General features: G+C 71.4%; 22 protein-coding genes. 12 read left to right on the plus strand and 10 right to left on the minus strand.

Features of this window, described 5'->3' with window-relative positions; all coding sequences use genetic code 11:
- Positions 1–96: 96 nt before the first annotated feature.
- Complete coding sequence (locus GXW76_RS02260; protein ID WP_211860365.1) at positions 97–1,731, minus strand: thiamine pyrophosphate-binding protein; 1,635 nt, start codon at positions 1,729–1,731, stop codon at positions 97–99.
- 169 nt (positions 1,732–1,900) lie between these two features.
- On the opposite strand from GXW76_RS02260, the gene GXW76_RS02265 reads away from it, so the two are divergent.
- Both GXW76_RS02265 and GXW76_RS02270 read left to right on the plus strand, forming a co-directional pair.
- Entirely contained in the window at positions 1,901–2,881 is a 981-nt protein-coding gene (locus tag GXW76_RS02265; RefSeq protein ID WP_211860366.1) for a Bug family tripartite tricarboxylate transporter substrate binding protein, read from the plus strand.
- A gap of 108 nt (positions 2,882–2,989) precedes the next feature.
- On the plus strand, positions 2,990–3,964 hold the full coding sequence (locus GXW76_RS02270) for a Bug family tripartite tricarboxylate transporter substrate binding protein (RefSeq protein ID WP_211860367.1): 975 nt from the start codon (positions 2,990–2,992) through the stop codon (positions 3,962–3,964).
- A 12-nt stretch (positions 3,965–3,976) separates the two neighbouring features.
- Here the strand turns inward: GXW76_RS02270 and GXW76_RS02275 are convergent, their stop codons facing one another.
- From GXW76_RS02275 to queG, 3 genes are read right to left on the minus strand one after another with little or no spacing between them, the layout of a single operon-like run.
- Positions 3,977–4,537: a VUT family protein gene (locus GXW76_RS02275; RefSeq protein ID WP_211860368.1), complete on the minus strand. Its 561-nt coding sequence runs from the start codon at positions 4,535–4,537 to the stop codon at positions 3,977–3,979.
- Positions 4,534–5,238 carry a 7-cyano-7-deazaguanine synthase QueC gene (gene queC, locus GXW76_RS02280; protein ID WP_211860369.1) on the minus strand — a complete coding sequence of 235 codons (705 nt, stop codon included), beginning with the start codon at positions 5,236–5,238 and terminating at the stop codon, positions 4,534–4,536. Before queC ends, GXW76_RS02275 begins: the two co-directional genes overlap by 4 nt.
- Positions 5,235–6,287 (minus strand): tRNA epoxyqueuosine(34) reductase QueG, encoded by a 1,053-nt coding sequence (queG, locus tag GXW76_RS02285; RefSeq protein WP_211860370.1) that lies wholly within the window; start codon positions 6,285–6,287, stop codon positions 5,235–5,237. Before queG ends, queC begins: the two co-directional genes overlap by 4 nt.
- 87 nt (positions 6,288–6,374) lie before the next feature.
- Here queG and GXW76_RS25575 point away from each other — a divergent pair, with 87 nt between their 5' ends.
- Together GXW76_RS25575 and GXW76_RS02290 are read left to right on the plus strand one after the other, a co-directional pair.
- Positions 6,375–7,022: a MarR family winged helix-turn-helix transcriptional regulator gene (locus GXW76_RS25575; RefSeq protein WP_246513852.1), complete on the plus strand. Its 648-nt coding sequence runs from the start codon at positions 6,375–6,377 to the stop codon at positions 7,020–7,022.
- A gap of 35 nt (positions 7,023–7,057) precedes the next feature.
- Positions 7,058–7,891, plus strand: coding sequence for a Bug family tripartite tricarboxylate transporter substrate binding protein (locus tag GXW76_RS02290; RefSeq protein WP_338150873.1), 834 nt, complete (start codon positions 7,058–7,060; stop codon positions 7,889–7,891).
- 208 nt (positions 7,892–8,099) lie between these two features.
- Here the strand turns inward: GXW76_RS02290 and queF are convergent, their stop codons facing one another.
- From queF to queA, 3 genes are read right to left on the minus strand one after another with little or no spacing between them, the layout of a single operon-like run.
- Positions 8,100–8,573 carry a preQ(1) synthase gene (queF, locus tag GXW76_RS02295; RefSeq protein ID WP_211860372.1) on the minus strand — a complete coding sequence of 158 codons (474 nt, stop codon included), beginning with the start codon at positions 8,571–8,573 and terminating at the stop codon, positions 8,100–8,102.
- Positions 8,570–9,697 carry a tRNA guanosine(34) transglycosylase Tgt gene (gene tgt, locus GXW76_RS02300; RefSeq protein ID WP_211860373.1) on the minus strand — a complete coding sequence of 376 codons (1,128 nt, stop codon included), beginning with the start codon at positions 9,695–9,697 and terminating at the stop codon, positions 8,570–8,572. The genes queF and tgt overlap by 4 nt, the downstream gene beginning before the upstream one ends.
- Positions 9,694–10,782 (minus strand): tRNA preQ1(34) S-adenosylmethionine ribosyltransferase-isomerase QueA, encoded by a 1,089-nt coding sequence (gene queA / locus GXW76_RS02305; RefSeq protein ID WP_211860374.1) that lies wholly within the window; start codon positions 10,780–10,782, stop codon positions 9,694–9,696. The genes tgt and queA overlap by 4 nt, the downstream gene beginning before the upstream one ends.
- Before the next feature lie 84 nt (positions 10,783–10,866).
- Between queA and GXW76_RS02310 the strand changes: the two genes are divergently transcribed.
- Complete coding sequence (locus GXW76_RS02310; protein ID WP_211860375.1) at positions 10,867–11,886, plus strand: hypothetical protein; 1,020 nt, start codon at positions 10,867–10,869, stop codon at positions 11,884–11,886.
- 100 nt (positions 11,887–11,986) lie between these two features.
- On the opposite strand, the gene GXW76_RS02315 is transcribed toward GXW76_RS02310, so the two are convergent.
- Genes GXW76_RS02315 through GXW76_RS02325 form a run of 3 tightly spaced genes read right to left on the minus strand, consistent with a single transcriptional unit; the run spans position 11,987 to position 16,618 of the window.
- Complete coding sequence (locus GXW76_RS02315; protein ID WP_211860376.1) at positions 11,987–13,597, minus strand: hydantoinase B/oxoprolinase family protein; 1,611 nt, start codon at positions 13,595–13,597, stop codon at positions 11,987–11,989.
- Positions 13,594–15,666 carry a hydantoinase/oxoprolinase family protein gene (locus tag GXW76_RS02320; protein WP_211860377.1) on the minus strand — a complete coding sequence of 691 codons (2,073 nt, stop codon included), beginning with the start codon at positions 15,664–15,666 and terminating at the stop codon, positions 13,594–13,596. Before GXW76_RS02320 ends, GXW76_RS02315 begins: the two co-directional genes overlap by 4 nt.
- Positions 15,659–16,618, minus strand: coding sequence for a Bug family tripartite tricarboxylate transporter substrate binding protein (locus GXW76_RS02325; protein ID WP_211860378.1), 960 nt, complete (start codon positions 16,616–16,618; stop codon positions 15,659–15,661). Before GXW76_RS02325 ends, GXW76_RS02320 begins: the two co-directional genes overlap by 8 nt.
- A gap of 240 nt (positions 16,619–16,858) precedes the next feature.
- On the opposite strand from GXW76_RS02325, the gene GXW76_RS02330 reads away from it, so the two are divergent.
- From GXW76_RS02330 to GXW76_RS02360, 7 genes are read left to right on the plus strand one after another with little or no spacing between them, the layout of a single operon-like run.
- Entirely contained in the window at positions 16,859–17,929 is a 1,071-nt protein-coding gene (locus GXW76_RS02330; RefSeq protein WP_211860379.1) for a TRAP transporter substrate-binding protein, read from the plus strand.
- Entirely contained in the window at positions 17,926–18,570 is a 645-nt protein-coding gene (locus GXW76_RS02335) for a TRAP transporter small permease subunit (protein ID WP_211860380.1), read from the plus strand. The genes GXW76_RS02330 and GXW76_RS02335 overlap by 4 nt, the downstream gene beginning before the upstream one ends.
- Positions 18,567–19,931, plus strand: a complete 1,365-nt coding sequence (locus GXW76_RS02340) for a TRAP transporter large permease (protein WP_211860381.1) — start codon at positions 18,567–18,569, stop codon at positions 19,929–19,931. The genes GXW76_RS02335 and GXW76_RS02340 overlap by 4 nt, the downstream gene beginning before the upstream one ends.
- 20 nt (positions 19,932–19,951) lie before the next feature.
- Positions 19,952–22,021, plus strand: coding sequence for a hydantoinase/oxoprolinase family protein (locus GXW76_RS02345; RefSeq protein ID WP_211860382.1), 2,070 nt, complete (start codon positions 19,952–19,954; stop codon positions 22,019–22,021).
- The gene (locus GXW76_RS02350; protein ID WP_211860383.1) at positions 22,018–23,643 is read left to right on the plus strand and encodes a hydantoinase B/oxoprolinase family protein; all 1,626 of its coding nucleotides are present in this window, start codon (positions 22,018–22,020) and stop codon (positions 23,641–23,643) included. Before GXW76_RS02345 ends, GXW76_RS02350 begins: the two co-directional genes overlap by 4 nt.
- Positions 23,640–24,119, plus strand: a complete 480-nt coding sequence (locus GXW76_RS02355; RefSeq protein ID WP_211860384.1) for a MaoC family dehydratase — start codon at positions 23,640–23,642, stop codon at positions 24,117–24,119. The genes GXW76_RS02350 and GXW76_RS02355 overlap by 4 nt, the downstream gene beginning before the upstream one ends.
- A gap of 49 nt (positions 24,120–24,168) precedes the next feature.
- On the plus strand, positions 24,169–24,702 hold the full coding sequence (locus GXW76_RS02360) for a carboxymuconolactone decarboxylase family protein (protein WP_211860385.1): 534 nt from the start codon (positions 24,169–24,171) through the stop codon (positions 24,700–24,702).

Genomic DNA, 24,702 nt, shown 5'->3' on the forward strand with positions numbered 1-24,702 from the left:
AGCAGGGCGGCGGGGCCGGGGTCGCCGGCAAGCTGCCGCAGCGCGGCCTCGGGCAGTTTCGCCGCGAGGCCGGGCGGCAGATCGGCCATCTCCCGGCTATTCCGCCGCGCGCATCGCCGGCGCGGGCAGCACCGCCGCCAGCGAGGTGCGCACCACGATCGCCGCCGGCCCGGGCGCGGCAAGCGCCGCGGCGAGTGCCGGCAGGTCGGCGTTGCTGTCGATCCGCGTTACCGGCACGCGGAAGGACGCGCACCAGGCGACGAAATCAGGGTTCTCCAGCGAGGTGCCGCTGACCCGCCCGGGATGTGCCTGTTCCTGGTGGATGCGGATGGAAGCGTAGGTGCCATTGTCCGACAGCAGCAGCTTGAGCGGCACGTCACGCGCGACGGCAACGGCGAACTCGCCCGCCGTCATCAGCGCGCCGCCGTCGCCCACCGCCGCGATCACCTGCCGGTTCGGGTAGCGCAGCGCGGCGGCGACGCCGGCCGGCACGCCGAAGCCCATGGCGCCGGAGACCGGCGCGAGCAGCCGCTGCGGCGGCACCCAGGGCACCTTGCGGTAGAAGGGCGCGCCGAAGGTGCCGGCATCGAGCGTCACGATCGCATCCGCCGCGGCGAGTTCGCCGATGCGGCGCGCGACGTCGGCGAAGGCGACGCCGTCATTGTGGTTGCCGGGGCGCACGCCGGTATCCGCGACATGGATGGCCCGCAGCCGCGCATTCCAGGCATCGCGGGAGGCGGGCGCGGCCGGTGCCTCCGCGCCCAGGGCCGCGACCAGGGCGAGCGCGTCGGCCGCCAGCGCCATTTCCGCCGGGAAGAGCCAGCCGAGGAAGCGCGGCTCGGCGCAGACATGCACCAGGCGCTGGCCGTGCGCGGGCCAGGTCCAGCCCTGCGTGGTGATGTCGGTCAGCCGCGTACCGAGCGCCAGGACGAGGTCGCTCTCCGCGAAGGCGGCGCGCTGCGCGTCCGGGTTCCGCAGCCCGAGATCGCCCGCATAGAGCGCATGGTCGTTCGCAAACAGGTCCTGCCGGCGGAAGGAGACGGCGACCGGCAGCTTCCAGGCCTCGGCGAAGGCGCGCAGCGCCTCGCGCCCGCCGGGGCGGTCGAAGGCATGGCCGGCGAGCAGGATCGGGCGTTCCGCCTTGCGCAGCATCTCCGCGAGGCGGGCCACCTCGGCGGGCGCGGGGATGGCCGGGGCGGGCAGGGTGGCGGGCAGGACGGGGGCCGTGCAGGGCTCGGCGAGCACGTCCTCGGGCAGGGCAAGCACCACGGGGCCGGGCACGCCCTGCATGGCCATGGCGTAGGCGCGCGCGATCAGTTCGGGGACCTGGTTCGGCTCGGTCGCCTCGCCCACCCACTTGGCGATGCCGCCGAACATGCGGGTGTAGTCGATTTCCTGGAAGGCGTTGCGGCGCAGGTCGCGCTTCTCCACCTGCCCGACCAGCAGGATCAGCGGCACCGCGTCCTGCTCGGCCGTGTGCACGGCGATCGAGGCGTTGCAGGCGCCGGGGCCCCGCGAGACCAGCACCACGCCGGGCCGCCCCGTCATCTTCGCGTCGGCGACCGCCATGAAGCCGGCGCCGCCCTCGCTGCGGCAGGTGACGAGGTCGAGCTTCGGATGCGCGTGCAGGGCGTCGAGCAGCGCGATGTAGGATTCGCCCGGCACGCAGAAGGCGCGGTCCACGCCCTGGTCGGCGAGGAAGTCGATGAGGCGCTCGGCGGCAGTCGGCATCGGGCAACGTTTCCTTGTTGGCTTGCCCCACCCGATAGCGCGGGTCCGGCCGGTGATCCATGGCGGGCGTGCCATCCGCCCACAATCGCGTTATGTCTTCGGAAAGATGCATGGCGCCGGTCGCCCGCCGGGGGCGACGAGCAGCCCTGCCGGAGGGAGTCGTCCACTGATGCCGAATCGCCGTTCAACGCTTGCCCTGGCCCTTGCCGGGGGCCTCGCGCCGACGCTCGCGCGCGGTCAGGCCGCCGCCGAATGGCGGCCCACCCGGCCGATCCGCCTGATCGTGCCCTTCGCCCCCAGCGGTTCGAACGACATCGTGGGGCGGATCCTGGCGGAGGCGGTCGGCCAGATCCTCGGCCAGGCGGTCGTCGTGGAGAATCGCGCCGGCGCCGGCAGCGTGATCGGCACCGAGGCGGTCGCGCGCGCCGCGCCGGATGGCTACACGGTGCTGATCAACAGCGCGCATGCCACCGTTCCCGCGATCGTCGCGCGCGTGCCGTATCACGCCGTCAACGACTTCGCGGGCGTCGCGGTGGCGGGATTCTCGCCGCACGTGCTGGTGGTGAACCCCAGCCTGCCGGTGCAGAACGCGCGCGAGCTCGTGGCGCTGCTGAAGGCCAATCCGGGCCGCTACAACTTCGCCTCGGCCGGCATCGGCAGCGGCGTGCACCTCGCCGGCGAGCTCTTCCGCAGCACCAGCGAGGTGCAGGTGGAAATGGTGCACTACCGCGGCGGCGGGCCCGCCGTGGCGGCCCTGATGTCCGGCGAGGCCCAGTTCGGCACGCCCACCATGGCCTCTTCGATCGGGCAGGTCCGGCAGGGGGGCGTGCGTGCGCTCGCCGTCGCGGCCGCGCAGCGCAGCCCGGCGCTGCCGGACGTGCCGAGCGCGGTCGAGGCCGGCATCCCGCGCTTCATCTTCGAGGAGTTCTTCCCCATCCTCGCGCCCGCCGGCACGCCGGCGAACGTGCTGAGCGCGCTCGGCGCCGCCTTCCGCGCCGCGATTCAGCAGAACGCCGGCAAGTTGAGCGAGATGGCGGGCGTCGCGCCGCGCCCCGGTTACGAGACCTCGGACCAGGTGATGACGCTCGTGCGCGAGGGCGTCGATCAGTACACGGCCATCCTGCGCGCGGCCGGCGTCCAGCCGGAATAGGCGGGTTCCGGGAACCACCTCGCACGGCGCCCCCGGGGGTGCCGCACCCCCGGCGCGAGCGCGCCTCGCGCCGGGCAATGGCCTGACATACAGGGAGGAAACAACAACATGACCATCAAACGGCGCCCGCTGTTGCTGGCCGGCCTTGTCGCGCCCGCCATCGCCCGTGCCCAGGCGGGCTGGCGACCGGACCGGCCGCTGCGCATGATCATCCCCTTCGCGCCGGGCGGATCGACCGACGTGATCGGGCGCGTGGTGGCCGAGACGGCGGGCACGCTGCTCGGCCAGCCCTTTGTCGTCGAGAACCGCGCCGGCGGTGCGGCCGGGCTGATCGGCACCGATGCGGTGGCGAAATCCGCCCCGGACGGCCACACCATCCTGGTGAATTCCAACGCGCATGTCGTGACGCCGAGCCTGGTCGCGCGGATGCCCTACGATCCGGCGGCGGACTTCGCCGCGGTGGCGCATCTCGGGCGCGTGCCGCAGGTGCTGGTGGTCAACAGGAACCTCCCGGTGACGGACCTGGCGTCGCTGCTCACCTGGCTGCGGGCGAATTCGGGGAAGATCAACTTCGCTTCCGCCGGGATCGGCAGCGCCAACCACCTGACCAGCGAGGTCTTCCGCGCCGCGGTGCCGGGCGTGGAGATGCAGATGGTCCAGTATCGCGGCGGCGGACCGGCGATGCAGGCGGTCATTTCCGGCGACGCCCACATGGCCGTGGACCCGGTTGCCTCCGCCATCAGCCACATCCGGGGCGGCACGGTGCGCGCGATCGCGGTGGCCGGGCCGACGCGGGCCGCCATCCTGGCGGAGGTGCCATCCGCCACCGAGGCCGGCCTGCCGGCCTTTGACAACGCCGCCTGGTTCGCCGCCTTCGTGCCGGTGCGCACCCCGGCGCCGGCGGTCGCGGCGCTGAACGCGGCCTTCAACACGGCCATGGAGCGGCTGCGGCCGCGCCTCGGCGAACTGGGCGTCGAGGTCCAGCCGCAATATGCGACGCCGGAGGCGCTGATGGCCTTCGTGCGGGCGGACATGGCCCGCAGCGCCGCAGTGTTGCGCGCGGCGGGGGTTCAGCCCGAATAGGCCGGGGCGGCGCTACGCCGGGACGATGCCGCGCCGCTCGTCGCGGCGGCGCAGCAGGTGCACGAAGGGCAGGGCGAGGAGCACCATCCACGCCTTGCCGATCACCTGCCCGGCCAGGAAGTCCAGGCTGCCGAAGGCGAGCCAGAGGAAGGCGATGCTGTCCACCACGAGGCCGACCGCGCCTGATGCGGCGACGGCCAGCACCAGCCCGCGCTTCTGCAACGGGGTATAGACCCCGAGATCGGCCATCTCGCTGAGGAAGAAGGCGACGGCCGAGGCCACCACCAGCGCCGGCGGCGCCAGCAGGGCCGAGAGCGCCGCCCCGGCCAGCACCGCGCCCGCCGCCCAGCCCACGCCGAGCCGCCGCTGCACCAGGTCCCGCAGCACCAGGGCGAGCCCGATCATCAGCACGCCGGACGGCGCCATCACACCCGGCGCCACCGGCACCAGGCAGGGACCATTGGGCACGCAGACCGTCCCGGCATGCCCGATCAGCCAGTTCGCCGCCGGGATGCAGAGGCCGAAGCCGATCAGCGCGAGCACGCCCTCGGCGCGCGGGGTCAACGACCTCATAGTCTCTCCGAAACGTACTCCGCCCAGCCCTTGGCGCGCAGGTCGCAGGCCGGGCATTTGCCGCAGCCGAAGCCCCAGTGGTGGCGGTGGGATCGGTCGCCGAGATAGCAGGAATGGGTATGCTCGACCACCGCCGCGACGAGGTCGCGCCCGCCGAGCGTCTCCGCCAGTCGCCAGGTTCGCCCCTTGGTCAGCCACATCAGCGGGGTCTCGAGCACGAAGCGGCGTTCCATGCCGAGGTTCAGCGCCACCTGCAGTGCCTTGATGGTGTCGTCGCGGCAGTCCGGGTAGCCGGAGTAATCCGTTTCGCACATGCCGGCGACGATGCGGCGGATGCCGCGCCGGTAGGCGAGCGCGGCGGCGAAGCTGAGGAAGACGATGTTCCGGCCGGGGACGAAGGTGGTGGGCAGGCCTTCCTCGCCCATGCGGATCTCGGCATCGCGGGTCAGGGCGGTGTCGGAGATCGCGCCCAGCGCATCGAGGTGCAGCACGTGGTCGGGGCCGAGCCGCGCGGCCCAGTCCGGGTCGATGGCCGGGATGGCGGCGCGGAAGGCGGCGCGGCAGTCGAGTTCGACCTTGTGCCGCTGGCCGTAGTCGAAGCCGAGCGTCTCGACATGCGCGAAGCGGTCCAGCGCCCAGGCGAGGCAGGTGGCGGAGTCCTGCCCGCCGCTGAACAGCACCAGAGCCGCGTCGTCCCTCATGGGGCCTTCTCCAGCCGTTGCGCGGCCCAGCGGGCGGCGTCCGCCACCACGGGGTCGGGGTCCTCGGCCAGAGATTGCGCGACTGGCCGCAGGGAAGCCTCGCCCGAATTGCCGATCGCGACCAGCACGTTGCGCACGAAGCGGTTGCGCCCGATGCGCTTGACCGGGCTGCCCGAGAACAGCGCGCGGAAGCCGGCATCGTCCAGCGCGGCGAGATCGGCAAGGCGTGGCGCGGTCAGTTCGGCGCGCGGCGCGAAGGCGGGCTCGCTGTGCGCGCGGGCGAACTTGTTCCAGGGGCAGGCGGCGAGGCAGTCGTCGCAGCCATAGATGCGGTTGCCCATCAGCGGGCGCAGTTCAGGATCGATGGGCCCGCGATGCTCGATGGTCAGGTAGGAAATGCAGCGCCGCGCTTCGAGCCGGTAGGGCGCGGGGAAGGCCGCCGTCGGGCAGGCATCGAGGCAGGCGCGGCAGGAACCACAATGGTCCGTCTCGGCCGCATCGGCGCCGAGATCGAGTGCGGTGTAGATCTCGCCCAGGAACAGCCAGGACCCGTGCGTGCGGGAGACCAGGTTGGTGTGCTTGCCCTGCCAGCCGAGGCCCGCCTGCTGCGCAAGCGGCTTCTCCATCACCGGCGCGGTGTCCACGAAGACCTTGAGCTCGCTGCCCGGCCAGCGTTCCGCCATCCAGCGCCCGAGCGCCTTCAGCCGCTTCTTCACCAGATCGTGGTAGTCGCGGTTGCGGGCATAGGCGCTGATGGTCGCGCGGTCGGCCTGCGCCAGCGGCGCCAGAGGGTCGTCCTCCGGGCCGTAGTTCACGCCGAGGGCGACGACCGAAACGGCCCCCGGCCACAACGCCTGCGGATGCGAGCGCTGCTCCGCACGATCCTCCATCCAGCCCATCTCGCCATGCATCCCGGCGGCGAGGAATGCCATCAGCCGCTCGCGTGTCTCGGGCGCCAGGTGCGCGCGCGCGAAGCCCACGGCGTCGAAGCCGAGGGCGAGGGCCTTGCTGCGGATTTCGGCGCGCATGTCCATGGGGAGGATGGTCATAGCGCAACTGGCCGCCCGCTGAACGCCGTCGTCGATGATGCGAAGAATTCTTCTTGCTCGCCGGGGAATGCGAAGTAATCTCCGCATATGCAAAGCCGGAACGAAACGACACCGACCCGGAATGTCCCAGCCCTGCACCGGACCTTCCCGCAGCACCTTGCGCGGCGGTTCTGGCAGATCGCGGCGACGTTCCAGAGCGAGGCGCTCGCCCCCTACGGGGTCGTGCCCTGGCATGTCGCCCTCCTGGCCCAGATCCAGGGTACGCCAGGCAAGGACCGGAACTGGCTGGCAGCCGCCATCGGCATCGACCCGACCTCGACCGGGCAGGCGCTCGCCACCCTCGAGGCGCGCGGCCTCGTTGCCCGCGCCGCCAATCCCGCGGACCGCCGCGCCAATGCCTTCAGCCTGACGCCCGCGGGGCAGGCCCTGCGCGCGGACCTCTCCACGCCGGCGCGCGCCGTCGCGCAGCGGATGCTGGCGCCGCTGACCGAGGCCGAAGGCGAGACGCTGCTCCGCCTGCTCACGCGCCTGGTCGAAGCCCACGAGATCCACGCCCGCCCCGGTGCCGGCCGTCGGCCGCCGCGGCGCGCGCGGAATGAGGAAAGCCCCCCATGCCAGACACCTGCCACCGCCTCGGCCGCCGCGCCGCCTTCGGCCTCGGTGCCGGCTTCATCCTCGCCGGCCCGCGCACCGCGGGCGCGCAGCAGGCCTGGCCCGACCGCCCCCTCCGCCTGATCAATTCCGGCGCGGCGGGTTCCGGCATCGATCTGGTGGCACGGCTGCTGTCGGACGGGCTGGCGCAGCGCCTCGGCCAACCGGTGACGGTGGAGAACCGGCCAGGCGGCGGGTCGGTGCTCGCGGTACAGGCCCATGCCCAGGCGCGGCCGGGGGAATCGCTGCTGCTGGCCGCGACGGGTGTCGCTTCCACCGTGCCCTACACCTTCAACGGGCGGCTGCCCTACGACCCTGAGGCGGACCTCGTGCCCGTCGCCATCCCGGCGAGCGAGTTCCTCTGCCTCGCCGTCAACGCGGAACTGCCCGTGCGGTCGGTGGCGGAACTGGTCGCGCATGCGAAGGCGCGGCCGGGGGCGCTGAACTGGAACTCGGTGCCGGGCTATGTGGAACTCGACACGCGGCTGTTCTTCCACCAGCAGGGGGTCGAGATCGCCTATGTCGCCTATCCGGGCTCGCCGCCGGCCATCCTCGACCTCGCGGCCGGGCGGATCCAGGTGGGGATGCAGCCGCTGACACCGTTGCTCGGCGCGATCCGGGAGGGGAAGGTGCGGCCGGTCGCCGTCACCTCCGGTAGCCGCGCGCCCTCGCTGCCGGATGTGCCGACGATGGAGGAAGCCGGCTTCCCCGCCCAGCGCTACGACCCCTTCACCGGGCTCTTCGGCTGGCGCGGCATGCCCGGGACAGCGCGTGACCGCGTCGCGGCAGTGGTGGCGGAGATCGTGGCATTGCCTGCGGTGGCCGAGCGGATGCGCGCGGCCGGGATCGTCGCGCGCTTCGGCGGCCCCGCGGAACTGGCCGCCGTCATCGGGGTACAGCGCGAGCGTGTGCAACTCGCGGTGCGGACGGTGGGGCTGCGGGCGCCGGGCTAGTGTCCTGCCCGCGAAGTTCGCTGGATTTCCAGCGAACGAAGCGGACAAGCAGGCCACTGAAACCAAAGGCTGGTGGCCTGAGAACGAAGTCCGCAGGATTTCGGAAACAGGACGCCAGGACAGATCGCATACGGCTGGAATCAGCCGTATGCGTGAAGATGCTCGCTCAAACATGGCTGGAGCGGTTTCCGCATCGGTGGAAACTGTTCTAGCCGCGGCCGCGATAGGGCTGGACCTCCTGCGCGGGGATCCACACTCCCTCGGGCGGGCTCCCCGATTGCCAGAACACGTCGATCGGCATGCCGCCGCGCGGATACCAATAGCCGCCGATGCGCAGCCATACCGGATCGAGCAGCCCCACGAGCCGCTGCGCGATGTCGAGCGTGCAGGCCTCGTGGAAGGCGCCGTGGTTGCGGAAGGAGGCGAGGTAGTTCTTGAGCGACTTGCTCTCGACGATCCATTCGCCGGGCACGTAGTCGATGACGAGGTGCGCGAAATCCGGCTGGCCCGTCAGCGGGCAGAGCGAGGTGAATTCCGGCGCGGTGAAGCGCACGCAGTAGCGCAGGTTCTTGTGCGGGGCGTGCACGCGTTCCAGCACCGCTTCCCCGGGGCTCGCGGGCAGGCGCGTCGGCTGACCGAGCTGCGTCAGGCCGTGATACTCGTGGTCGGGTCCGCCGCTCATGCCGCCTTCTCCTCCTCGCCCGCGCGCCAGCCGGCCTCGATGCGCGCGGCGGTTTCCTCGAAATGGCCTTCCAGGATCGCGGCCCGCAGTTCGGCCATCAGGTCCTGGTAGTATTGGATATTATGCCAGGTCAGCAGCATCGGCCCGAGCATCTCCCCCGCCTTGAACAGGTGATGGAGATAGGCGCGCGAATGCCGCCGGCAGGCCGGGCAGGAGCAATCGGGGTCGAGCGGCCCGTCATCCTCCGCATGTCGCGCGTTGCGGATGTTCAGCACGCCGCGCCGCGTATAGGCCCGCCCCGTGCGGCCCGAGCGCGTCGGCATCACGCAGTCGAACATGTCGATGCCGCGCCGCACCGCGCCCACCAGGTCGGACGGCGTGCCGACGCCCATCAGGTAGCGGGCGCTGTCCCCCGGCAGCAGCGGCACGGTGGTGTCGAGGACGGAGAACATCATCTCCTGCCCCTCGCCGACGGCGAGGCCGCCGACGGCGTAGCCCTCGAAGCCGATGCGGGTCAGGGCTTCCACGCTTTCCGCGCGCAGGTCGGGATAGGTGCTGCCCTGCACGATACCGAACAGCCCGTGGCCCTCGCGCTCGGTGAAGGCGTCGCGGCATCGCGCGGCCCAGCGCATGGACAGCCGCATGGACTCCGCCGCCTGCTTCTCGGTCGCCGGGAATGGCGTGCATTCATCGAGGCACATCGTCACGTCGGCGCCGAGCAGGCGCTGGATCTCGACGCTGCGCTCCGGCGTCAGGCGGTGCTTCGATCCGTCGATGTGGCTCTGGAAGGTGACGCCCTGCTCGTCCATCTTCCGCAGCCCGGACAGGGACATCACCTGGAACCCGCCGGAATCCGTCAGGATCGGCCCGTGCCAGTCCATCATGCGATGCAGCCCGCCGAGCCGCCCGACGCGCTCCGCCCCCGGCCGCAGCATCAGGTGATAGGTGTTGCCGAGCACCATGCGCGCGCCCGTCGCGCGCACCGCATCCGCGGTCATGGCCTTCACCGTGCCGGCGGTGCCGACGGGCATGAAGACCGGCGTGGGCACCTCGCCATGGGCGGTGTGCAGCACGCCGGCGCGCGCGGCGCCGTCGGTGGCGAGCCGCTTCCAGTGCAGCGTCATGCCGCGCGCTCCAGCGTTGCGCGGCCGTCCGCGCGCTCCAACAATGAGGCGTCGCCGTAGGAGTAGAAGCGATACCGCTGCGCCACGGCATGCGCATAGGCGGCCTTCATCCGATCCGTGCCGGCGAAGGCGCAGACCAGCATGAACAGCGTGCTCTTCGGCAGATGGAAGTTGGTCATCAACAGGTCGGCGGTCCGGAAGCGGTGGCCGGGCAACAGGAAGAGGTCGGTGAGGCCGCGGAAGGGGCGGATGGTGCCGTCCTCGGCCGCGGCGCTTTCCAGCAGGCGCAGCGCGGTGGTGCCGATCGCCACGATCCGCCCGCCGGCCGCGCGGGCCGCGTTGATCGTGGCGGCAGCCTCATCGCTTACCTCGCCCCATTCGGCATGCAGGCGATGCGCCCGCGGGTCGTCGCTGCGCAAAGGCAGAAAGGTTCCGGCCCCGACATGCAGCGTGACGGTCGCCCGCGCCACGCCGCAGGCGGATATGGCCTCGAGAAGGGCGTCCGTGAAGTGCAGGCTGGCAGTTGGCGCGGCCACCGCGCCGGGGCGTTCGGCGAAGATGGGCTGGTAGTCGGTCGCGTCTTCCGGCCGCGGGCCTTCGGGGCGGGCGATGTAGGGGGGCAGCGGGATCTCCCCGGCCTGTTCCAGCGCCGCCGCCAGCGCGGCCGGATCGGGACCGAAATCGAGCAGCGCCGCCCCGCCCTCCGGCGCACCGAGCACCTTCGCGGTGCAGCCCTCGGCGCCTTCGATCTCGATCGTGTCGCCGTCGCGCAGGCGGCGCGCGTTGCGGACCAGGGCATGCCAGACGCCGCCGCCCTCGGAACGGTTCAGCATCACCTCGATCCGCGCGGCGCCGCGGCGGGCGTGCAGGCGGGCCGGAATGACGCGGGTGTCATTCACCACCATCACGTCGCCGGGGCGCAGCAGGCCGGGCAGGTCCCGCACGCCGGCATCGTCCAGCCCGCCCCGGCGCACCACCAGCATCCGCGCGGCATCGCGCGGCCGCGCGGGGGCCTGGGCGATCAGGTCCTCGGGCAGGTCGAAATCGAAATCGGCGGTGCGGAGAAGCGGCAGGTCGGCGGGCACGGCGGGGCGGTAGCCCGCGCGGGCGGGCGGTGCAACCTTCGCCGGAGGCGGCTAGCGTGCCGCCGCCAGCACCGGAGCCCCGCCTTGCGCCTCTGCCTGCCGCCGATCCTTGTCCTGCTGCTCGCCTGGGCATTGCCCGCCGGCGCCGAGCCCATGCGCTTCGCCGCCTTCGGCGACATGCCCTACCGCGCCGAGGACGAACCGCGCGTCCTCACCCTGACCGCCGAGGTGAACCGGCGGGCGCCGGCCTTCACCGTGTTCCTCGGCGACACGAAATCCTCTCGCGAGCCCTGCACGGAGGAGATGCTCGTCACCCGCCCGCAGCGCGTCTTTGCCCGCTTCGATCGGGCGGTGATCTACACGCCTGGCGACAATGAATGGACTGATTGCGCGCCCCGTGGTCCCGGGGAAAGCGGGCCCGCCGACGCGCTGGGACGCCTGCGGGAGGCCTTCTTCGGCGGGCCGACCTCCCTCGGCGGGCGGCCGATCCGCCTCGAGCGGCAGGGCGGGCGCGGCGGGCCCTTCGGGAAGGAAACCGAGAACGCGCGCTGGACCCACGCCCGCATCCTCTTCGCAACGCTGAACCTGCCGGGCGTGCCGCGGCCCGAATTGCCCGGCGCGCGCCAGGTCCAGCCGGAGGCGCTGCTCATCCTGCCCCGCCTGGCCGCCGCCGCCGCCGTCTGGATCGATGAGACCTTTGCCGAGGCCCGCCGGAAGCAGGCGCGGGCGGTGGTCCTCGCCTTCCAGGCCGACCTCTGGCACCCCTGCCACATGGTCGCGGCACCGGATTGCCGCGCCCGGCCGGTCGCCTCGGGCGGGGAGGCGGGGACGCGGGCGCTGCGCGACCTGCCCTATGATGTCGGGATGGTGCTGGGGCGCATTGCCGATGGCGCGCGCGCCTTCCGCCGGCCCGTGCTGCTGCTGCACGGGGATGGCCACACCTACCTGGTGCAGTCCTGGCCGTCGGACGGGCACGGCGGCACCATCCCGCATGCGACGCGCATGATGGTGCCCGGCAACCGGGAAGTCGCCGCCCTGCTGATCCGCGCCGATCCCGAGGCGCGGATCCCCTTCGTGGCGGAACTGGTCCGCGCGGCCGAATAGAGCGGCCTCCATTCGCAGCGGCGCACGGCAACCGCTCCAGGCGCTTGTTTGCGCGGGCATCTTCATCCGATCGGGTGATTCCACCTGATCGGGGCCTGTTCTAGTCCCGGACGTAGCCGAGCCGGAGGTCGCGCGCCGCGACCTCCGCGTCGCGTTCGGCCGGGTCGCCGTAGCCACCGCCGCCGGGCATCTCCACCACGATGCGGTCGCCGGCGGGGACGACGTGGAAGCCCTTGGGCCGGAGTTCCTCGCCGGAAGCGAGGGAAAGCCGCCCGCGCGCGCCGTCCTGCCCGCCCGCGCGGCCGCGTGCCGGGTGCTTCACCCGCTCGAAGGTGGCGAAGATGCCGAAGGGCTCGCCGTCCCGGCGGCCGACCTCGATCACCTGTCCGAGGCCGCCGCGCTGGCGCCCGGCCCCGCCGGAGCCCTCGCGCAACTCCTTCTTCCAGAAGACAAGCGGCGTGATCGCCTCGGTCACTTCCACCGGGACGTTGCGCACGCCGGAGGGGAAGGGCGTCGCCGAGAGCCCGTCCAGGTTCGGCCGCGCGCCCGTTCCGCCCGAGTGGAAGGACGTGATCATGAAGGCCGGCCCCTTTGGCCCCGTGTAGCCGGGCCCGGCGCCGAGCTTCAGGTTCCACAGGTTGGACGTGCCCTCCGCCGGCACGCGGCCAGGGATCGCCTGGTCGAGCGCGCCGTAGACCACGTCGGGCAGCATGTGTCCCATGGTCGAGCGCGCGGTGACCGGGAAGGGGAAGGGTGCATTGACGATCGAGCCCTCGGGCGCGGTGACGATCACGGCGTCCAGCGTGCCGGCATTGTTCGGGATCTCCGCGCCCACCACGCATTTCACGCCGAAGGCGGTGTAGGCCTCCGTGTAGCAGAGCGGGCAGTTGATGCCGAAGGGCACCGCGGCCGAGGTGCCGGCGTAGTCCACGGCGATGTGGTCGTCGGCGATCGTGACCGTGGCGTGCAGGTCGATCGGCTCGTTCACGCCGTCGATGCGCATGTGGGATTTCCACGTGCCCTTCGGCAGCTTCCGGATCGCCGCCGTCATGCCGGCGCGGGAGCGGGTGATGATGTAGTCCCCGAGCGCGTCGAGGTCCGCGAGCCCGTGCTCGGCGAGCATGGCGGACAGGCGCCTCTCGCCCGTCTCGTTGCAGGCCATGAGCGCGAAGACGTCCCCTTCCACCTGCACCGGCTCGCGCACATTGGCGCGGATGATGCGCATCACCGTCTCGTCCACCACGCCTTCGCGCGCGAGCGGGATCAGCGGGATGAACAGCCCTTCGTGGAAGACCTGCTTGCCTTCCGCCGACTGGCCGACGCCGCCGATGTCCACCAGATGCGTCGTCGAGGAGAAGAGCGCGACGAGCTTCCCGTTGTGGAAGGCAGGCGAGGTGACCACCAGGTCGTAGAGATGCCCGGTCCCCTTCCAGGGATCGTTGGTGATGTAATGGTCGCCCGGCTTCATCGTGTGTGCCGGGAACTCCCTGAGGAAATGCACGACGCTGCGCGCCATGGAGTTCACGTGCCCCGGCGTGCCGGTCACGGCCTGGGCCAGCATCTGCCCGTCGAGGTCGAAGACGCCGGCGGAGATGTCTCCCGCCTCGCGCGCGGAGGTGGAGAACGCCGTGCGCACCAGCGTGCGCGCCTGCTCCTCCACCACCGAGAGCAGGCGGTTCCACATGACCTGGAAGCGGATGTCGGTGTTCATGCGGCCGTCTCCAGCACGATCTGGTGCAGGGCGTTGATGCGCGCGGTGGTGCCGCGCGGGACCACGGTCGTGGTGCCGTCCTCGACGATCAGCGCGGGGCCGGCGAGCGTCATGCCGGGGGCGAGGGATGCGCGCTCGTGCAGCGCCGCGGCTTCCGTCGCGCCGGTCGCCGGATCGGTCACCTCCCGGCTGCCGCGCGGCGGCGGGGCGGGCAGGGATGGCGGATCCGGCACCCGCGCGGGCAGCGGCCGCGCGGCGGACAGCGAGAGGGCGAAGGTCATCGCCTCCACCTCCAGCCGCGGGATGACGCGGCCGAAGAGGGTCGTGTAGGCGGCCTCGAAGCTGCGGTGCAGGCCGGCCGCATCGGTTGCCTCGAAGGCGCGGGCGGGCAGCGGCACGGCGATCTCGTGCCCCTGGCCGCGATAGCGCATGAAGCCGGTGCGGGTTTCCGTCAGCGCGGCGGCGGGCGCGCCCATGCGGACCACCGCCTCGGCCTCCGCCCGCATCTCCGCGAAAAGCAGGTTCAGCGCCGCCGCATCGAAGGCATCGAGGCGCATGTGCCGGCTGCGCACCACCTCATAGGCGATCGGCGCGCGCAGGAAGCCGTGCGCGGAACCCACCCCCGCGCCCACCGGCACCACGACCCGCGCGATGCCGAGCTTCTGCGCCAGTCGCGCGGCATGCAGCGGCGCCGCGCCCCCGAAGGCGATCATGGCACGGCCGGCCGTATCCTTGCCGTTCTCCACGGCATGCACGCGGGCGGCATTGGCCATGGTCTCGTCCACGATTTCGGCGATGCCCACGGCGCCCTGCCTCGGCGGCATGGCGAGCGGGGCGGCGACACTGTCGCCCACCACGGCCTCGGCGCGCGCGACGTCGAGCGCGATCGACCCGCCGGCGAAGCGCGCGGGATCGAGCCGGCCGAGCGTCGCATCCGCATCGGTGACGGTCGGCGCCGTTCCGCCGCGCCCGTAGCAGGCGGGGCCCGGCACGCTGCCCGCGCTGTCCGGCCCGACCAGGATGCGCCCGAGCGCATCGACGCGCGCGATCGAGCCGCCGCCGGCGCCGATCTCCACCAGCTCGATCACCGGGATGCGCACCGGCAGGCCGCTGCCCTGGATGAAGCGGTAGGCGCGCGCCACCTCGAAGGACCGCGAGCGCTGGAATTCGAGATCGTCGATCAGCGTCAGCTTCGCCGTGGTGCCGCCCATGTCGAAGGCCAGCACCTGCCCGAGCCCGTTCTCGGCGGCGACGGCCTGCGCAAGGATCGCCCCGCCCGCGGGCCCGCTTTCCACCAGCCGGACGGGATAGCGCCGGGCCGTCTCGACCGTGGTGACGCCGCCCGAGGACATCATCAGCAGCAGCGGGCAGTCGAGCCCGGCCTCCTTCAGCCCCTCCTCCAGGGCCGCCAGGTAGCGGCCCATCAGCGGCAGGACATAGGCATTGGCGATGGTGGTGGAGGCGCGTTCGTATTCCCGGATCTCGGGCGCCACCTCGGAGGAGATGGTGACGGACGCGCCCGGCATCTCCTCGGCGAGGATCTCCGCCGCGCGACGTTCGTGCGCCGGGTTGGTGAAGGAATGCAGGAAGCAGATCGCCACCGCCTGGATGCCGCGCCCGCGCAGGCTCCGCGCCGTGGCGCGCACGGCGTCCTCATCCAGCGGCAGCAGGACCGAGCCATCCGCCGCGACGCGTTCCCTCACGCCGAGGCGCAGGTCGCGCGGCACCAGCGGCTCGGGCCGCTGCATCGACAGGTCATATTGCTCGAAGCGGTGTTCGTAGGCCATCTCGACGGAATCGCGGAAGCCTTCCGTCGTCAGCAGGGCGGTGGGCGCGCCCTTGCGCTCGATCAGCGCATTGGTCGCGAGCGTCGTGCCGTGGACCACCAGCCCGACCTCCGCGGGCGCGCAGCCGGCGGCGGCGAGGATGGCGCTGGCACCTTCCAGCACGGCACGCTCGGGCGCCTCGGGCGTGGTGAGCAGCTTCATCTCATGGGTGCCGCGCGGCGTCTGCAGCACGAGGTCCGTGAAGGTGCCGCCGATGTCGACGGCCAGGCGCGAGTCACCCATCGATGCTGATGTTCCCCGTTCTCACCACGCCTTCCCAGCGCGTTGAATCCGCGCGCAGGAAGGCATCATAATCCGCGAGTTCCATGACGGCCGGATGCAGGCCGGCCTCGTCGAAGCGGCGCACGGTCGCCGGATCGCGCATCACCTTGACCACCGCGGCGTGCAGGATGCCGCGGATCTCCACCGGCAGGCCGGGCGGCGCAGCGAGGCCGTACCAGTTTTCGCTTTCGTAGCCCGGCACGCCTTCGGCCACCGCAGGCACGTCCGGCAGCAGCGGCCAGCGCTGCGGCGAGGTCACCGCCATCGCCCGCGCCCCTCCGGCATTGATGACGGAGAGCGTCGCCGGGTCGCCGAAATAAAGGTCCACCACGCGTGCCGCGAGATCGTTCAGCGCAGGCCCGGTGCCGCGATACGGCACGTGGATCATGCGCAGCCCGGCCATCTGGTTGAACAACTCGCCCGTCAGGTGCTGGCTGGTGCCCGCGCCACCCGAGGCGTAGCGCAGTTCCCGGGCCTTCGCGAGGGCGAGGAATTCCGTCAGCGTGCTCGCCGGCAGATCGGTGCGCACCGCGACGATGAAGGGCATGCGCACCAGCCGCGTGATGTGCGTGAGGCCGAGCGCCTCGTACGGCAGGCGCCGCAGGTGCGGTCCCGCGGTGATCGTGCCCGCGCCGGTCAGCGAGAGGGTGTAGCCGTCCGGCGCGGCGCGGCTCATCGCCTCGACACCGATCACGCCACCGGCGCCGCCGCGGTTCTCCACCACCACCGTCTGTCCCAGTTCACGCGAGAGTGGTTCGGCCAGCAGCCGCGCCGTCAGGTCGACTCCGCCGCCGGGGGGGAAGGGCGCGATGAGACGGATCGGGCGGTTCGGGAACCCGCCCGGACCCTGTGCGCGCGCCGCCGCGGGCAGCGCGAGGCCGGCGGCAAGCAGATCGCGGCGGCGGAGCGTCATGGCGGGCTCTCCCAGCGAGGGCACGAGCATGGGCCAGGCTTCGCGGTTGCGAAACCCCCTCCTCCGCCCTGCTGCCGCCGAAGGCAGCGACGGGCCGTTCTGCCGCCCGGCGGGGCATCGCCGTGCGCGCGGGCCCCGAAGGCGCGGGTGCCGCCCCTCGACGCATCGCCCGACGCGTGGTCGAGTGTCGTCATGCGGGCGGACGGAAGATCCGACCCCGGTCAACAGGAGGAGTTTGCGATGCTGCGACGCGTGATCGCCGGGCTTCTTGCCTCGGCAGCGGTTTCTGTCCCCGCCCTGGCGCAGGTGCCGAGCCTGCCGGCCGGGCCGCCGGTGCGAATCGCCGCGGTCACGCAGCCGCTGCCGACCCAGCCGCAATACACGCGCGTCGATGTTCCCGTGCTGCGCGATGCCACCGCGCAGCGCAGCAACGGCCGCATCCAGGTGACGCTGTCCACCCATGCCGAGCGCAACCTCGCCGGCAACGAGATCGTGCGCCTGGTCCGCTCCGGTCAGGTGGAGATCGGCGCGGGCACGCTGACGACGCTATCCGGTGACGTGCCGATCCTGGACGGCGTGGACCTGGCAGGCCTCGCGCCCGACATCCGCGACGCGCAGCGCATCGCCGAGGCGATCATCCCCGCCGCCAATCGCGACCTCGAGCGTTTCGGCACGCGGCTGGTCGGGCTCTATCCCTTCCCGGCGCAGGTGGTGTTCTGCCGCCAGGCCTTCACCAGCCTGTCCGACCTGCGCGGCCGGCGCATCCGCACCTTCGGCAATTCGCTGGTGGATTTCTTCACCACACTCGGCGCGCAGCCGGTGAGCATCGGCTTCCCCGAGGTCTATTCGGCGCTCGAGCGCGGCGTGGTGGACTGCGCCATCACAGGATCGGGGTCCGGCGCCGCGGCGCGCTGGCCGGAGGTGACGACGCACATTTCCAACCTTCCGGTCTCCTGGGCCGTCGCCGGGTATCTCGTCAACCTCAACTGGTGGAACCGGCTGGACCCGCAGGTGCGCGCCTTCATGGAAGCGACCATGAAGGAAGTCAGCGACAAGCAGTGGGAACTCGGCAATGCCGCGACGCGCGACGGCATCGACTGCAACATCGGCCGCACCGCCGAATGCCGCATCCACAACGTTGCCGCCCGGCCGATGACGGAAGTGGCGGCGACCGATGCCGACAAGGCCGAGGCACGCCGCATCTTCCGCGAGGTCGTGCTGCCCGGCTGGGTGCGCCGCTGCGGCGCCCGCTGCGGGGAGGTCTACAACGAGGTGATCGCGCCGATCTCCGGCGTGCGCTTCGGCGGGTGAGCGGCGCGGTCGGCCCGGTCCCGGCTCCGCTGCGGGCGGTCCGCGCGCTGCGGCGCGCGGCCGCCGCGGTGGCGGCGCTGATGGCCTATGTCGCGGGCTGGGCCTACATCGTCTGCGCGCTGTTCATCACCTTCGACATCGTGGCGCGCACCTTCCTCGGCTTCTCCTCCCAGGCGACGGTGGAAGTCACCGGCTACCTGCTGGCCGGCGGCATTGCCTGGGCGCTGGCGCATACGCTGTTCAAGCGGGCGCATATCCGCGTGGACGTCTTCGTGAACCGGCTGCCCGTCCAGGTGCGGGCACCGCTGCACATCCTGGCGCTGGGGCTGCTGTCGGCGCTCGCTGTCCTGTTCGCCTGGGCGGCCTGGGAACTGGTGGACGAGAGCGCGCTGTTCGACGCGCACGACAATTCCGCGCTGCGGTTCCAGATGGTCTGGCCGCAGGGCATCTGGGCCTTCGGGATATCGGCCTTCGTCCTCTCCTGCTTCGTGCTGCTGCTGGAGGCGTCGCTGGCGCTGCTGGCGGGGCGGGGGGCTTCGCTGGACGGGCTGCTCGGATCCCGCACGCTCGAGGACGAGACCGAGGAGGCATTGGAAGCCGTGGCCATGGCGCATGAAGGCGAGGAGGCTCCGCGCCCGTGATCGCCATCGTCTTCCTGCTCGGCCTGCTGGCCGTCACCATCTTCGCCGCGGCCACCACCGGCCAGGCGCTGCCCGTCGGCGAGATCCTGATGCTGACGGCGGTCTTCGTCGTCTTCTTCGGATCGGGGGTGTACATCGCCGCCGTGCTCGGCGTGCTCGGCGTGCTGACCGGGTTCCTGTTCTCCGACCGGCCGTGGTGGGCCTTCCTGGGGCAGACGTTGTGGGGGCCGTCCTCCAACTTCGTGCTGGTGGCCGTTCCGCTCTTCCTGCTGATGGGGGAGATCCTGCTGCGGGCGGGGCTGTCGGACCGGCTCTACAAGGCGCTGAACGTCTGGCTGAACCGCATGCCGGGCGGGTTGCTGCACACCAACATCGTGTCCTGCGCGGTGTTCTCGGCGATCTCGGGGTCGTCGGTGGCGACCGCGGCGACGATGGGCTCGGTGGCACTGCCCTATTTCCAGGACACGAAGTACAGCCAGCGCATGGTGCTGGGTTCGCTGGCGGCGGGCGGGGCGCTCGGCAACCTGATCCCGCCGGGCATCACCTTCATCATCTACGGGCTGATCACCGAGACCTCGGTCGGTGCGCTCTACATCGCGGCGATCATTCCTTCGGTGCTGGTGACGGGCCTCTTCATCCTGGTGATCCTGGCCCATGGGCTGAAGCACCCGATGGAGAAGCCCGAACGGGTGCCCCTGGGCGTGAAGATGCGCGCCCTGCTGGACCTGGTGCCGACGCTGCTGTTGATCCTGCTGGTGCTGGGATCGATCTATGGCGGCTTCGCCACGCCGACCGAGGCTGCCGCGCTCGGCGTCGTGGGTGCGGCGGTCTTCGCCGCGCTGGAACGCCGGCTGACCTTCCGCATGCTGAATGCCTCGGCGGAAGCGACGGCGCGCAACACGGCGCTGCTCGGGCTGATCCTCTTCGGCGCCTACCTGCTGAACTACATCCTGACCCTCATCAACGTGCCGCAGGCGCTGGCCGGGCTGATCGCCGGGCTGCCGATCCCGCCCTGGGGCATCATGCTGTGCATCATCGCGCTCTATGTCGCGCTCGGGACCTTCATGGAGGGTTTCTCCATGATCATCACCACCGTGCCGGTGGTGTTCCCGATCGTGGTGGCGCTGGGCTACGACCCGATCTGGTTCGGCGTGATCGTCACCATGCTGGTCGAGATCGCGCAGATCAGCCCGCCAGACGGAACGGTGATGTACGTGCTGCAGGGAATGCGCAGCCGGCCGGGCCCGATCACCGACGTCTTCATGGGCGTCATGCCCTTTCTCGGGGTCTATCTTCTGGCTGTCGCCATCCTCATGATCTTCCCCGGCCTCGCGCTCTGGCTGCCGGCCATCATGTCCTGAACCAATTCGGGAAACGCTGCGTGACAAGCACCGACACGGCCCGCCCCGTCCGCATCGCGGTCGATATCGGCGGCACCTTCACCGACCTCCAGATCCTCGATGCCCGCAATGGCATCGCCCGCGCGTGGAAGACGCCGACGACGCCGGAGGACCCCTCCATTGGCCTGATGCGCGGCGTGACCGAGGCCGCCGAACGCTTCGGCTTCGCGCTGGCCGATGTCGGGCTTCTGCTGCACGGCACCACCATCGCGACGAATGCGGTGCTCGAGCGGAAACTGGCGCGCGGCGTCCTGCTGACGACCGCGGGCTTCGAGGACGTGCTCGAGATCAACCGCCATGTTCGCCGCGACATCTATGGCCTGGCGCCGGAACCCTTCCCGACGCTGATCCCGCGCGACCGGCGGCTCGGCGTGCCGGAGCGCATGCGTGCCGATGGCACCACGGAGACCGCGCTCGACGAGGCCGCGATCCCGGCGCTGCTGGACCGCATCGCGGCATTGGGCGCGGACTGCGTGGCGGTATCCTTGCTGCATGCCTACGCCAACCCGGCGCATGAGCAGCGCCTCGCGACGATGATCCGCGTCGCGCGGCCGGACCTGCCGGTGTCGCTGTCCTCGGACATCTCGCCCGAGATCCGCGAATACGAACGCACCTCCACCACGGTGCTGAACGCGCTGCTGGTGCCGGTGGTGAAGGCCTATCTCGACCGGCTGGATGCGCGGCTGGGGGAGGGCGGATTCCAGCCGCTCGTCTTCCTCGTGCAGTCGAATGGCGGCGTGTGCAGCCTGCGCATGGCGGCGGAGCAGCCGGCGCGGCTGCTGCTGTCCGGCCCGTCCGGCGGCACTTTGGCGGCTGGGCGGCTCTCGGCGCTGCTGTCGCGGCCGAACCTGGTGGCGGTGGACATGGGCGGGACGTCCTTCGACGTCTCCGTCGTGCAGGATGGACGCGTCTCGGTCATCACCCAGGGCGAGATCGATCGCCTGCCGGTGCGGTTGCCCATGGTCGAGATGCGCACCATCGGCGCCGGCGGCGGGTCCATCGCCTCGGTGGATGCGGGCGGGCGATTGACGGTGGGGCCGCGCAGCGCGGGGGCGCGGCCGGGGCCGGTTTCCTACGGCCGCGGAGGGAGCGAACCGACGGTCACGGACGCCAACCTGGCGCTGGGCAGGCTCGATCCGGAATTCTTCCTCGGCGGCATGATGAAGCTCGACATGCCGGGCACGCGCGCCGCGCTGGAGGCGAAGGTCGGCAAGCCGCTCGGCCTTGGCGTGGAACAGGCCGCGGAAGGGGTCCTGACCGTCACGAATGCCAATCTCGGCGCGGCGATCCGGCTGTCGCTGTTCGAGAAGGGGTTGGATCCGCGCGACTTCTGTCTGCTGTCCTTCGGCGGCGCCGGTGGCCTGCATGCGACGGAGGTGGCGGCGGAACTCGGTATCTCCGAGGTCGCCTTCCCGCGCGAGCCGGGCACGCTCTCCGCCTATGGCATCCTGTTCTCCGACCTGACGCAGGACATCGCCCGTTCCCGCGTGATGCGTGCGGAAGCCGCCAGCCTGCCGCGAATCGTGGAAACCCTCGCGGCCCTCCGCGCCGAGGCCGACGCGCGCCTGGCGCAGGACGGCATCGCGCCCGAGCGCCGCCGCATCAGCATGGCCGCCGACATGCGCTACCACGGCCAGGCCTTCGAACTGCTGATTCCATGGGGCGAGGTCGCCACGCCTGATGCCGAGGATATCGCCGCGCTCGTCGAGGCCTTCCACGCCACGCACCGGCAGCGGTTCTCCTACGCCAATCCGGGCGATCCGGTGGAGGTCGTCACGCTGCGCGCCGTCGCGACGGGCGTGCTGGACAAGCCCGAACCCGGCGACCCGCCACCCGCCGAACGCCCCGCGCGCAAGGGCGCGCGCCGCGTCTTCGAGGCCGGGGCATGGCGCGACATCGCAGTCTGGGACCGCGAGGCCTTGACTGACGCCGACACCATCGAGGGTCCCGCCGTGGTCGAGGAGGCCTTCGCGACCCACTGGATCACGCGCGGCTGGACAGCGCGGCTCGGCCCCGCCGGCACGCTGATGGCGCGGAGGGAGACGCCATGACGCTCGGACCCATCGAGATCGAGGTCATCCGCAACGCATTGACTGCCGCGGCCGCCGAGATGGACATCACCATCTGGCGTACCAGCCGCTCGACCATCGTGCGCGAGCTGCTGGACTACTCCACCGCCGTCTTCGATGCGGAGGGCAACAACGTCGCGCAATCGGCGCGCATCCCGCAGCACCTGAACTCGATGGGTGCCGCGCTGCGCACGCTGCTCGACCGCTTCGTGAACGCCGAGGAATGGGGGCCCGACGACGTCGTCGCCACCAACGACCCCTATTGCGGCGCGCAGCACCTGAACGACGTGCTGGTGTTCAAGCCGGTGATGCATGAGGGCAGGCGCGTCGCCTATGTCGGCGCGCTCTGCCACCACATCGACATGGGCGGCATGGCGCCGGGTTCCTATGCCGCCACGGCGACGGAGGTCTTCCAGGAAGGCCTTCGCATCCCGCCGATCAAGCTGATCGAGAACGGCCGCCTGAACCGGGCGGTCTGGGAGATGATCGGCCAGAACGTGCGCAAGCCGGCGCTGATGCTGGGCGACCTTCAGTCGCAGCTCGCGAGCCTCGAGGTCGGCGCGGCGTCGATCCGCCGCCTCGCGCAGCGCCATGGGGCGGCGGGAATGCTGGAGGCGACCGCCCGCATCCTCGACATGAGCGAGGCCGCCATGCGCGCCGCCATCCGCGCCATGCCGGACGGGCGCTACGAGTTCGAGGATTTCCTCGACGATGACGGCGTCTCCGGCGAGCCCGTGCGCCTGCACGCCGTGCTGACGGTGAAGGGCGACGAGATCGCGGTCGATCTCACCGGCTGCGCCGACCAGCAGCGCGGGCCGATCAACTGCACGCCGGCGATGTCGAACTGCGCGGTCTATTATTCCATCATCGCCGCGACGGATGGCGCGATGCCGGCCAATGCCGGCTGCTACCGCCCGATCCGCATCACCCACCGGGAGGGCAGCGTCACCTCCTGCCGCGCACCGGCCTCGGTCGCGCATCGCGTCGCGGTGTCGCACCGCCTGGCGAACGTGATGTTCGGCTGCCTGCACCAGGCGCTGCCGGACCGCATGCCCGCCGCCTACTACGGCGGTTCCTACGTCGCGACCTTCCAGACCGAGGCCGAGGACGGCGGCCGCGAGGTGCTGGTCGAGATCGAGATCGGCGGCACCGGCGCCAACCCGGTGAAGGATGGCGTCAACGCCTGGTCCTTCGGCATGCACAACAACGCCAACATCCCGGCGGAGATGATCGAGAGCCAGATGCCGCTGACGATCACCCGCTACGGCCTGCTGCCCGGGTCCGGCGGGGCGGGGAAGCATCGCGGCGGCCTTGGCCTGTTCCGCGAATGGCGGCTGGACAGTCCGGCCGGTGTCTTTACCGCGAACATGGACCGCTTCCGCTTCCCGCCCTATGGCCTTGCCGGCGGCGGGCCGGGCAGCCTCGGGCGGCTCGTGCGCATCCGCGACGGCGTCGAGACGCCCATCGCGCCGAAGTCGGATGGCGTGCGCCTGCTGAGGGGCGATATCGTGCGCCTGGAAACGTCAGGCGGTGGCGGCTTCGGCGATCCGGCCGCGCGCGATCATGCCGACGTCGCACGCGACAAGGAACTCGGCTACGCATGACCGCCTTCGATCCCACCGCCCATCGCATGGTGCCGCAGCAGCGCTGGTTCGAGGACTTCACCCTCGGCGAGCGCTTCGTCCTGCCCAGCCGCACCATGACGGATGCCATTTTCCTCGCCTTCCAGGCTGCATCCGGCGACAACCACCCGGTCCACTACGATGTCGAGTATTGCCGCGCGCATGGCATGCCGCACATGCTGGCGCACGGCTTCCAGGTGGTCATCCAGACGGCGGCAGGGGCGGGGATGTTCCCGCACATGGTGGAGGAGAGCCTCAAGGGCTTTCTCGACCAGTCCTCCAGCTTCCTCCATCCGGTCTTCGTGGGCGACACGCTCTACGCCGCGCTGGAGGTGGACGAGGTCACGCCCCAGCGCACGACCGGCGTGATCGGCCTGCGCAGCACCGTGCATAACCAGAAGGGCGAACTCGTGATGGATGGCCGCCAGCGTTATCTGCTGCGGCGCCGTCCGGCCTGACTTCACGCGCTTCCCCCGTCGCGCCACACTCGGCGCGACGGAGGAAACCATGGCCCGCATTCCCTACGCCGATCCCGCGCAGCCGGACCTGAGGGAGGCGGCAGAGACCATCCGCGCTTCCCGCAAGAAGATCGGCCACCTGCATCGCATGCTGCTGCACGCACCGCCCATCGCGCAGGGCTGGATCAGCATGTTCGATGCCGTGCGCTGGAACTCCACGCTCTCCGGCAAGCTGCGGGAGATGGTGATCTGCCGCATCGCCGCCATCAACGGCGCGTCCTACGAATGGAACGCCCATGCGCCGATCGCGCTGGCGGAGGGCATGACGCAGGCGCAGCTCGACGACCTGCCGGATTGGGAAGGCAGTCTGCTCTTCGACGCGACGGAACGCGCCGCACTGGCCTATTGCGATGCCATGACGAAGCAGGTCCACGTGCCGGAAGATGTCGCCAGGGCCGCGCGCGACCTCTTCCCGCCACGCCAACTCGTCGAACTGACGACGACCATCGCCGGCTACAACTGCGTCTCCCGCGTGCTCGAAGCCCTCGAGATCAAGGGCTCCGACCCGCTGCCCGACGCCTGA

This window comes from Neoroseomonas soli, assembly GCF_018129065.1.
GTDB classification, from domain to species: Bacteria; Pseudomonadota; Alphaproteobacteria; order Acetobacterales; family Acetobacteraceae; genus Neoroseomonas; species Neoroseomonas soli.

What these genes read in the sequence shown, in the direction of transcription:
- GXW76_RS02325 (WP_211860378.1), bottom strand. Translation starts at nt 16,618, where the DNA reads ATGACGCTCCGCCGCCGCGATCTGCTTGCCGCCGGCCTCGCGCTGCCC.
- GXW76_RS02270 (WP_211860367.1), top strand. Translation starts at nt 2,990, where the DNA reads ATGACCATCAAACGGCGCCCGCTGTTGCTGGCCGGCCTTGTCGCGCCC.
- queG (WP_211860370.1), bottom strand. Translation starts at nt 6,287, where the DNA reads ATGACCATCCTCCCCATGGACATGCGCGCCGAAATCCGCAGCAAGGCC.
- GXW76_RS25575 (WP_246513852.1), top strand. Translation starts at nt 6,375, where the DNA reads ATGCAAAGCCGGAACGAAACGACACCGACCCGGAATGTCCCAGCCCTG.
- GXW76_RS02350 (WP_211860383.1), top strand. Translation starts at nt 22,018, where the DNA reads ATGACGCTCGGACCCATCGAGATCGAGGTCATCCGCAACGCATTGACT.
- queF (WP_211860372.1), bottom strand. Translation starts at nt 8,573, where the DNA reads ATGAGCGGCGGACCCGACCACGAGTATCACGGCCTGACGCAGCTCGGT.
- GXW76_RS02315 (WP_211860376.1), bottom strand. Translation starts at nt 13,597, where the DNA reads ATGAACACCGACATCCGCTTCCAGGTCATGTGGAACCGCCTGCTCTCG.
- queC (WP_211860369.1), bottom strand. Translation starts at nt 5,238, where the DNA reads ATGAGGGACGACGCGGCTCTGGTGCTGTTCAGCGGCGGGCAGGACTCC.
- GXW76_RS02330 (WP_211860379.1), top strand. Translation starts at nt 16,859, where the DNA reads ATGCTGCGACGCGTGATCGCCGGGCTTCTTGCCTCGGCAGCGGTTTCT.
- GXW76_RS02355 (WP_211860384.1), top strand. Translation starts at nt 23,640, where the DNA reads ATGACCGCCTTCGATCCCACCGCCCATCGCATGGTGCCGCAGCAGCGC.
- GXW76_RS02360 (WP_211860385.1), top strand. Translation starts at nt 24,169, where the DNA reads ATGGCCCGCATTCCCTACGCCGATCCCGCGCAGCCGGACCTGAGGGAG.
- GXW76_RS02320 (WP_211860377.1), bottom strand. Translation starts at nt 15,666, where the DNA reads ATGGGTGACTCGCGCCTGGCCGTCGACATCGGCGGCACCTTCACGGAC.
- GXW76_RS02260 (WP_211860365.1), bottom strand. Translation starts at nt 1,731, where the DNA reads ATGCCGACTGCCGCCGAGCGCCTCATCGACTTCCTCGCCGACCAGGGC.
- GXW76_RS02275 (WP_211860368.1), bottom strand. Translation starts at nt 4,537, where the DNA reads ATGAGGTCGTTGACCCCGCGCGCCGAGGGCGTGCTCGCGCTGATCGGC.
- tgt (WP_211860373.1), bottom strand. Translation starts at nt 9,697, where the DNA reads ATGACGCTGCACTGGAAGCGGCTCGCCACCGACGGCGCCGCGCGCGCC.
- GXW76_RS02265 (WP_211860366.1), top strand. Translation starts at nt 1,901, where the DNA reads ATGCCGAATCGCCGTTCAACGCTTGCCCTGGCCCTTGCCGGGGGCCTC.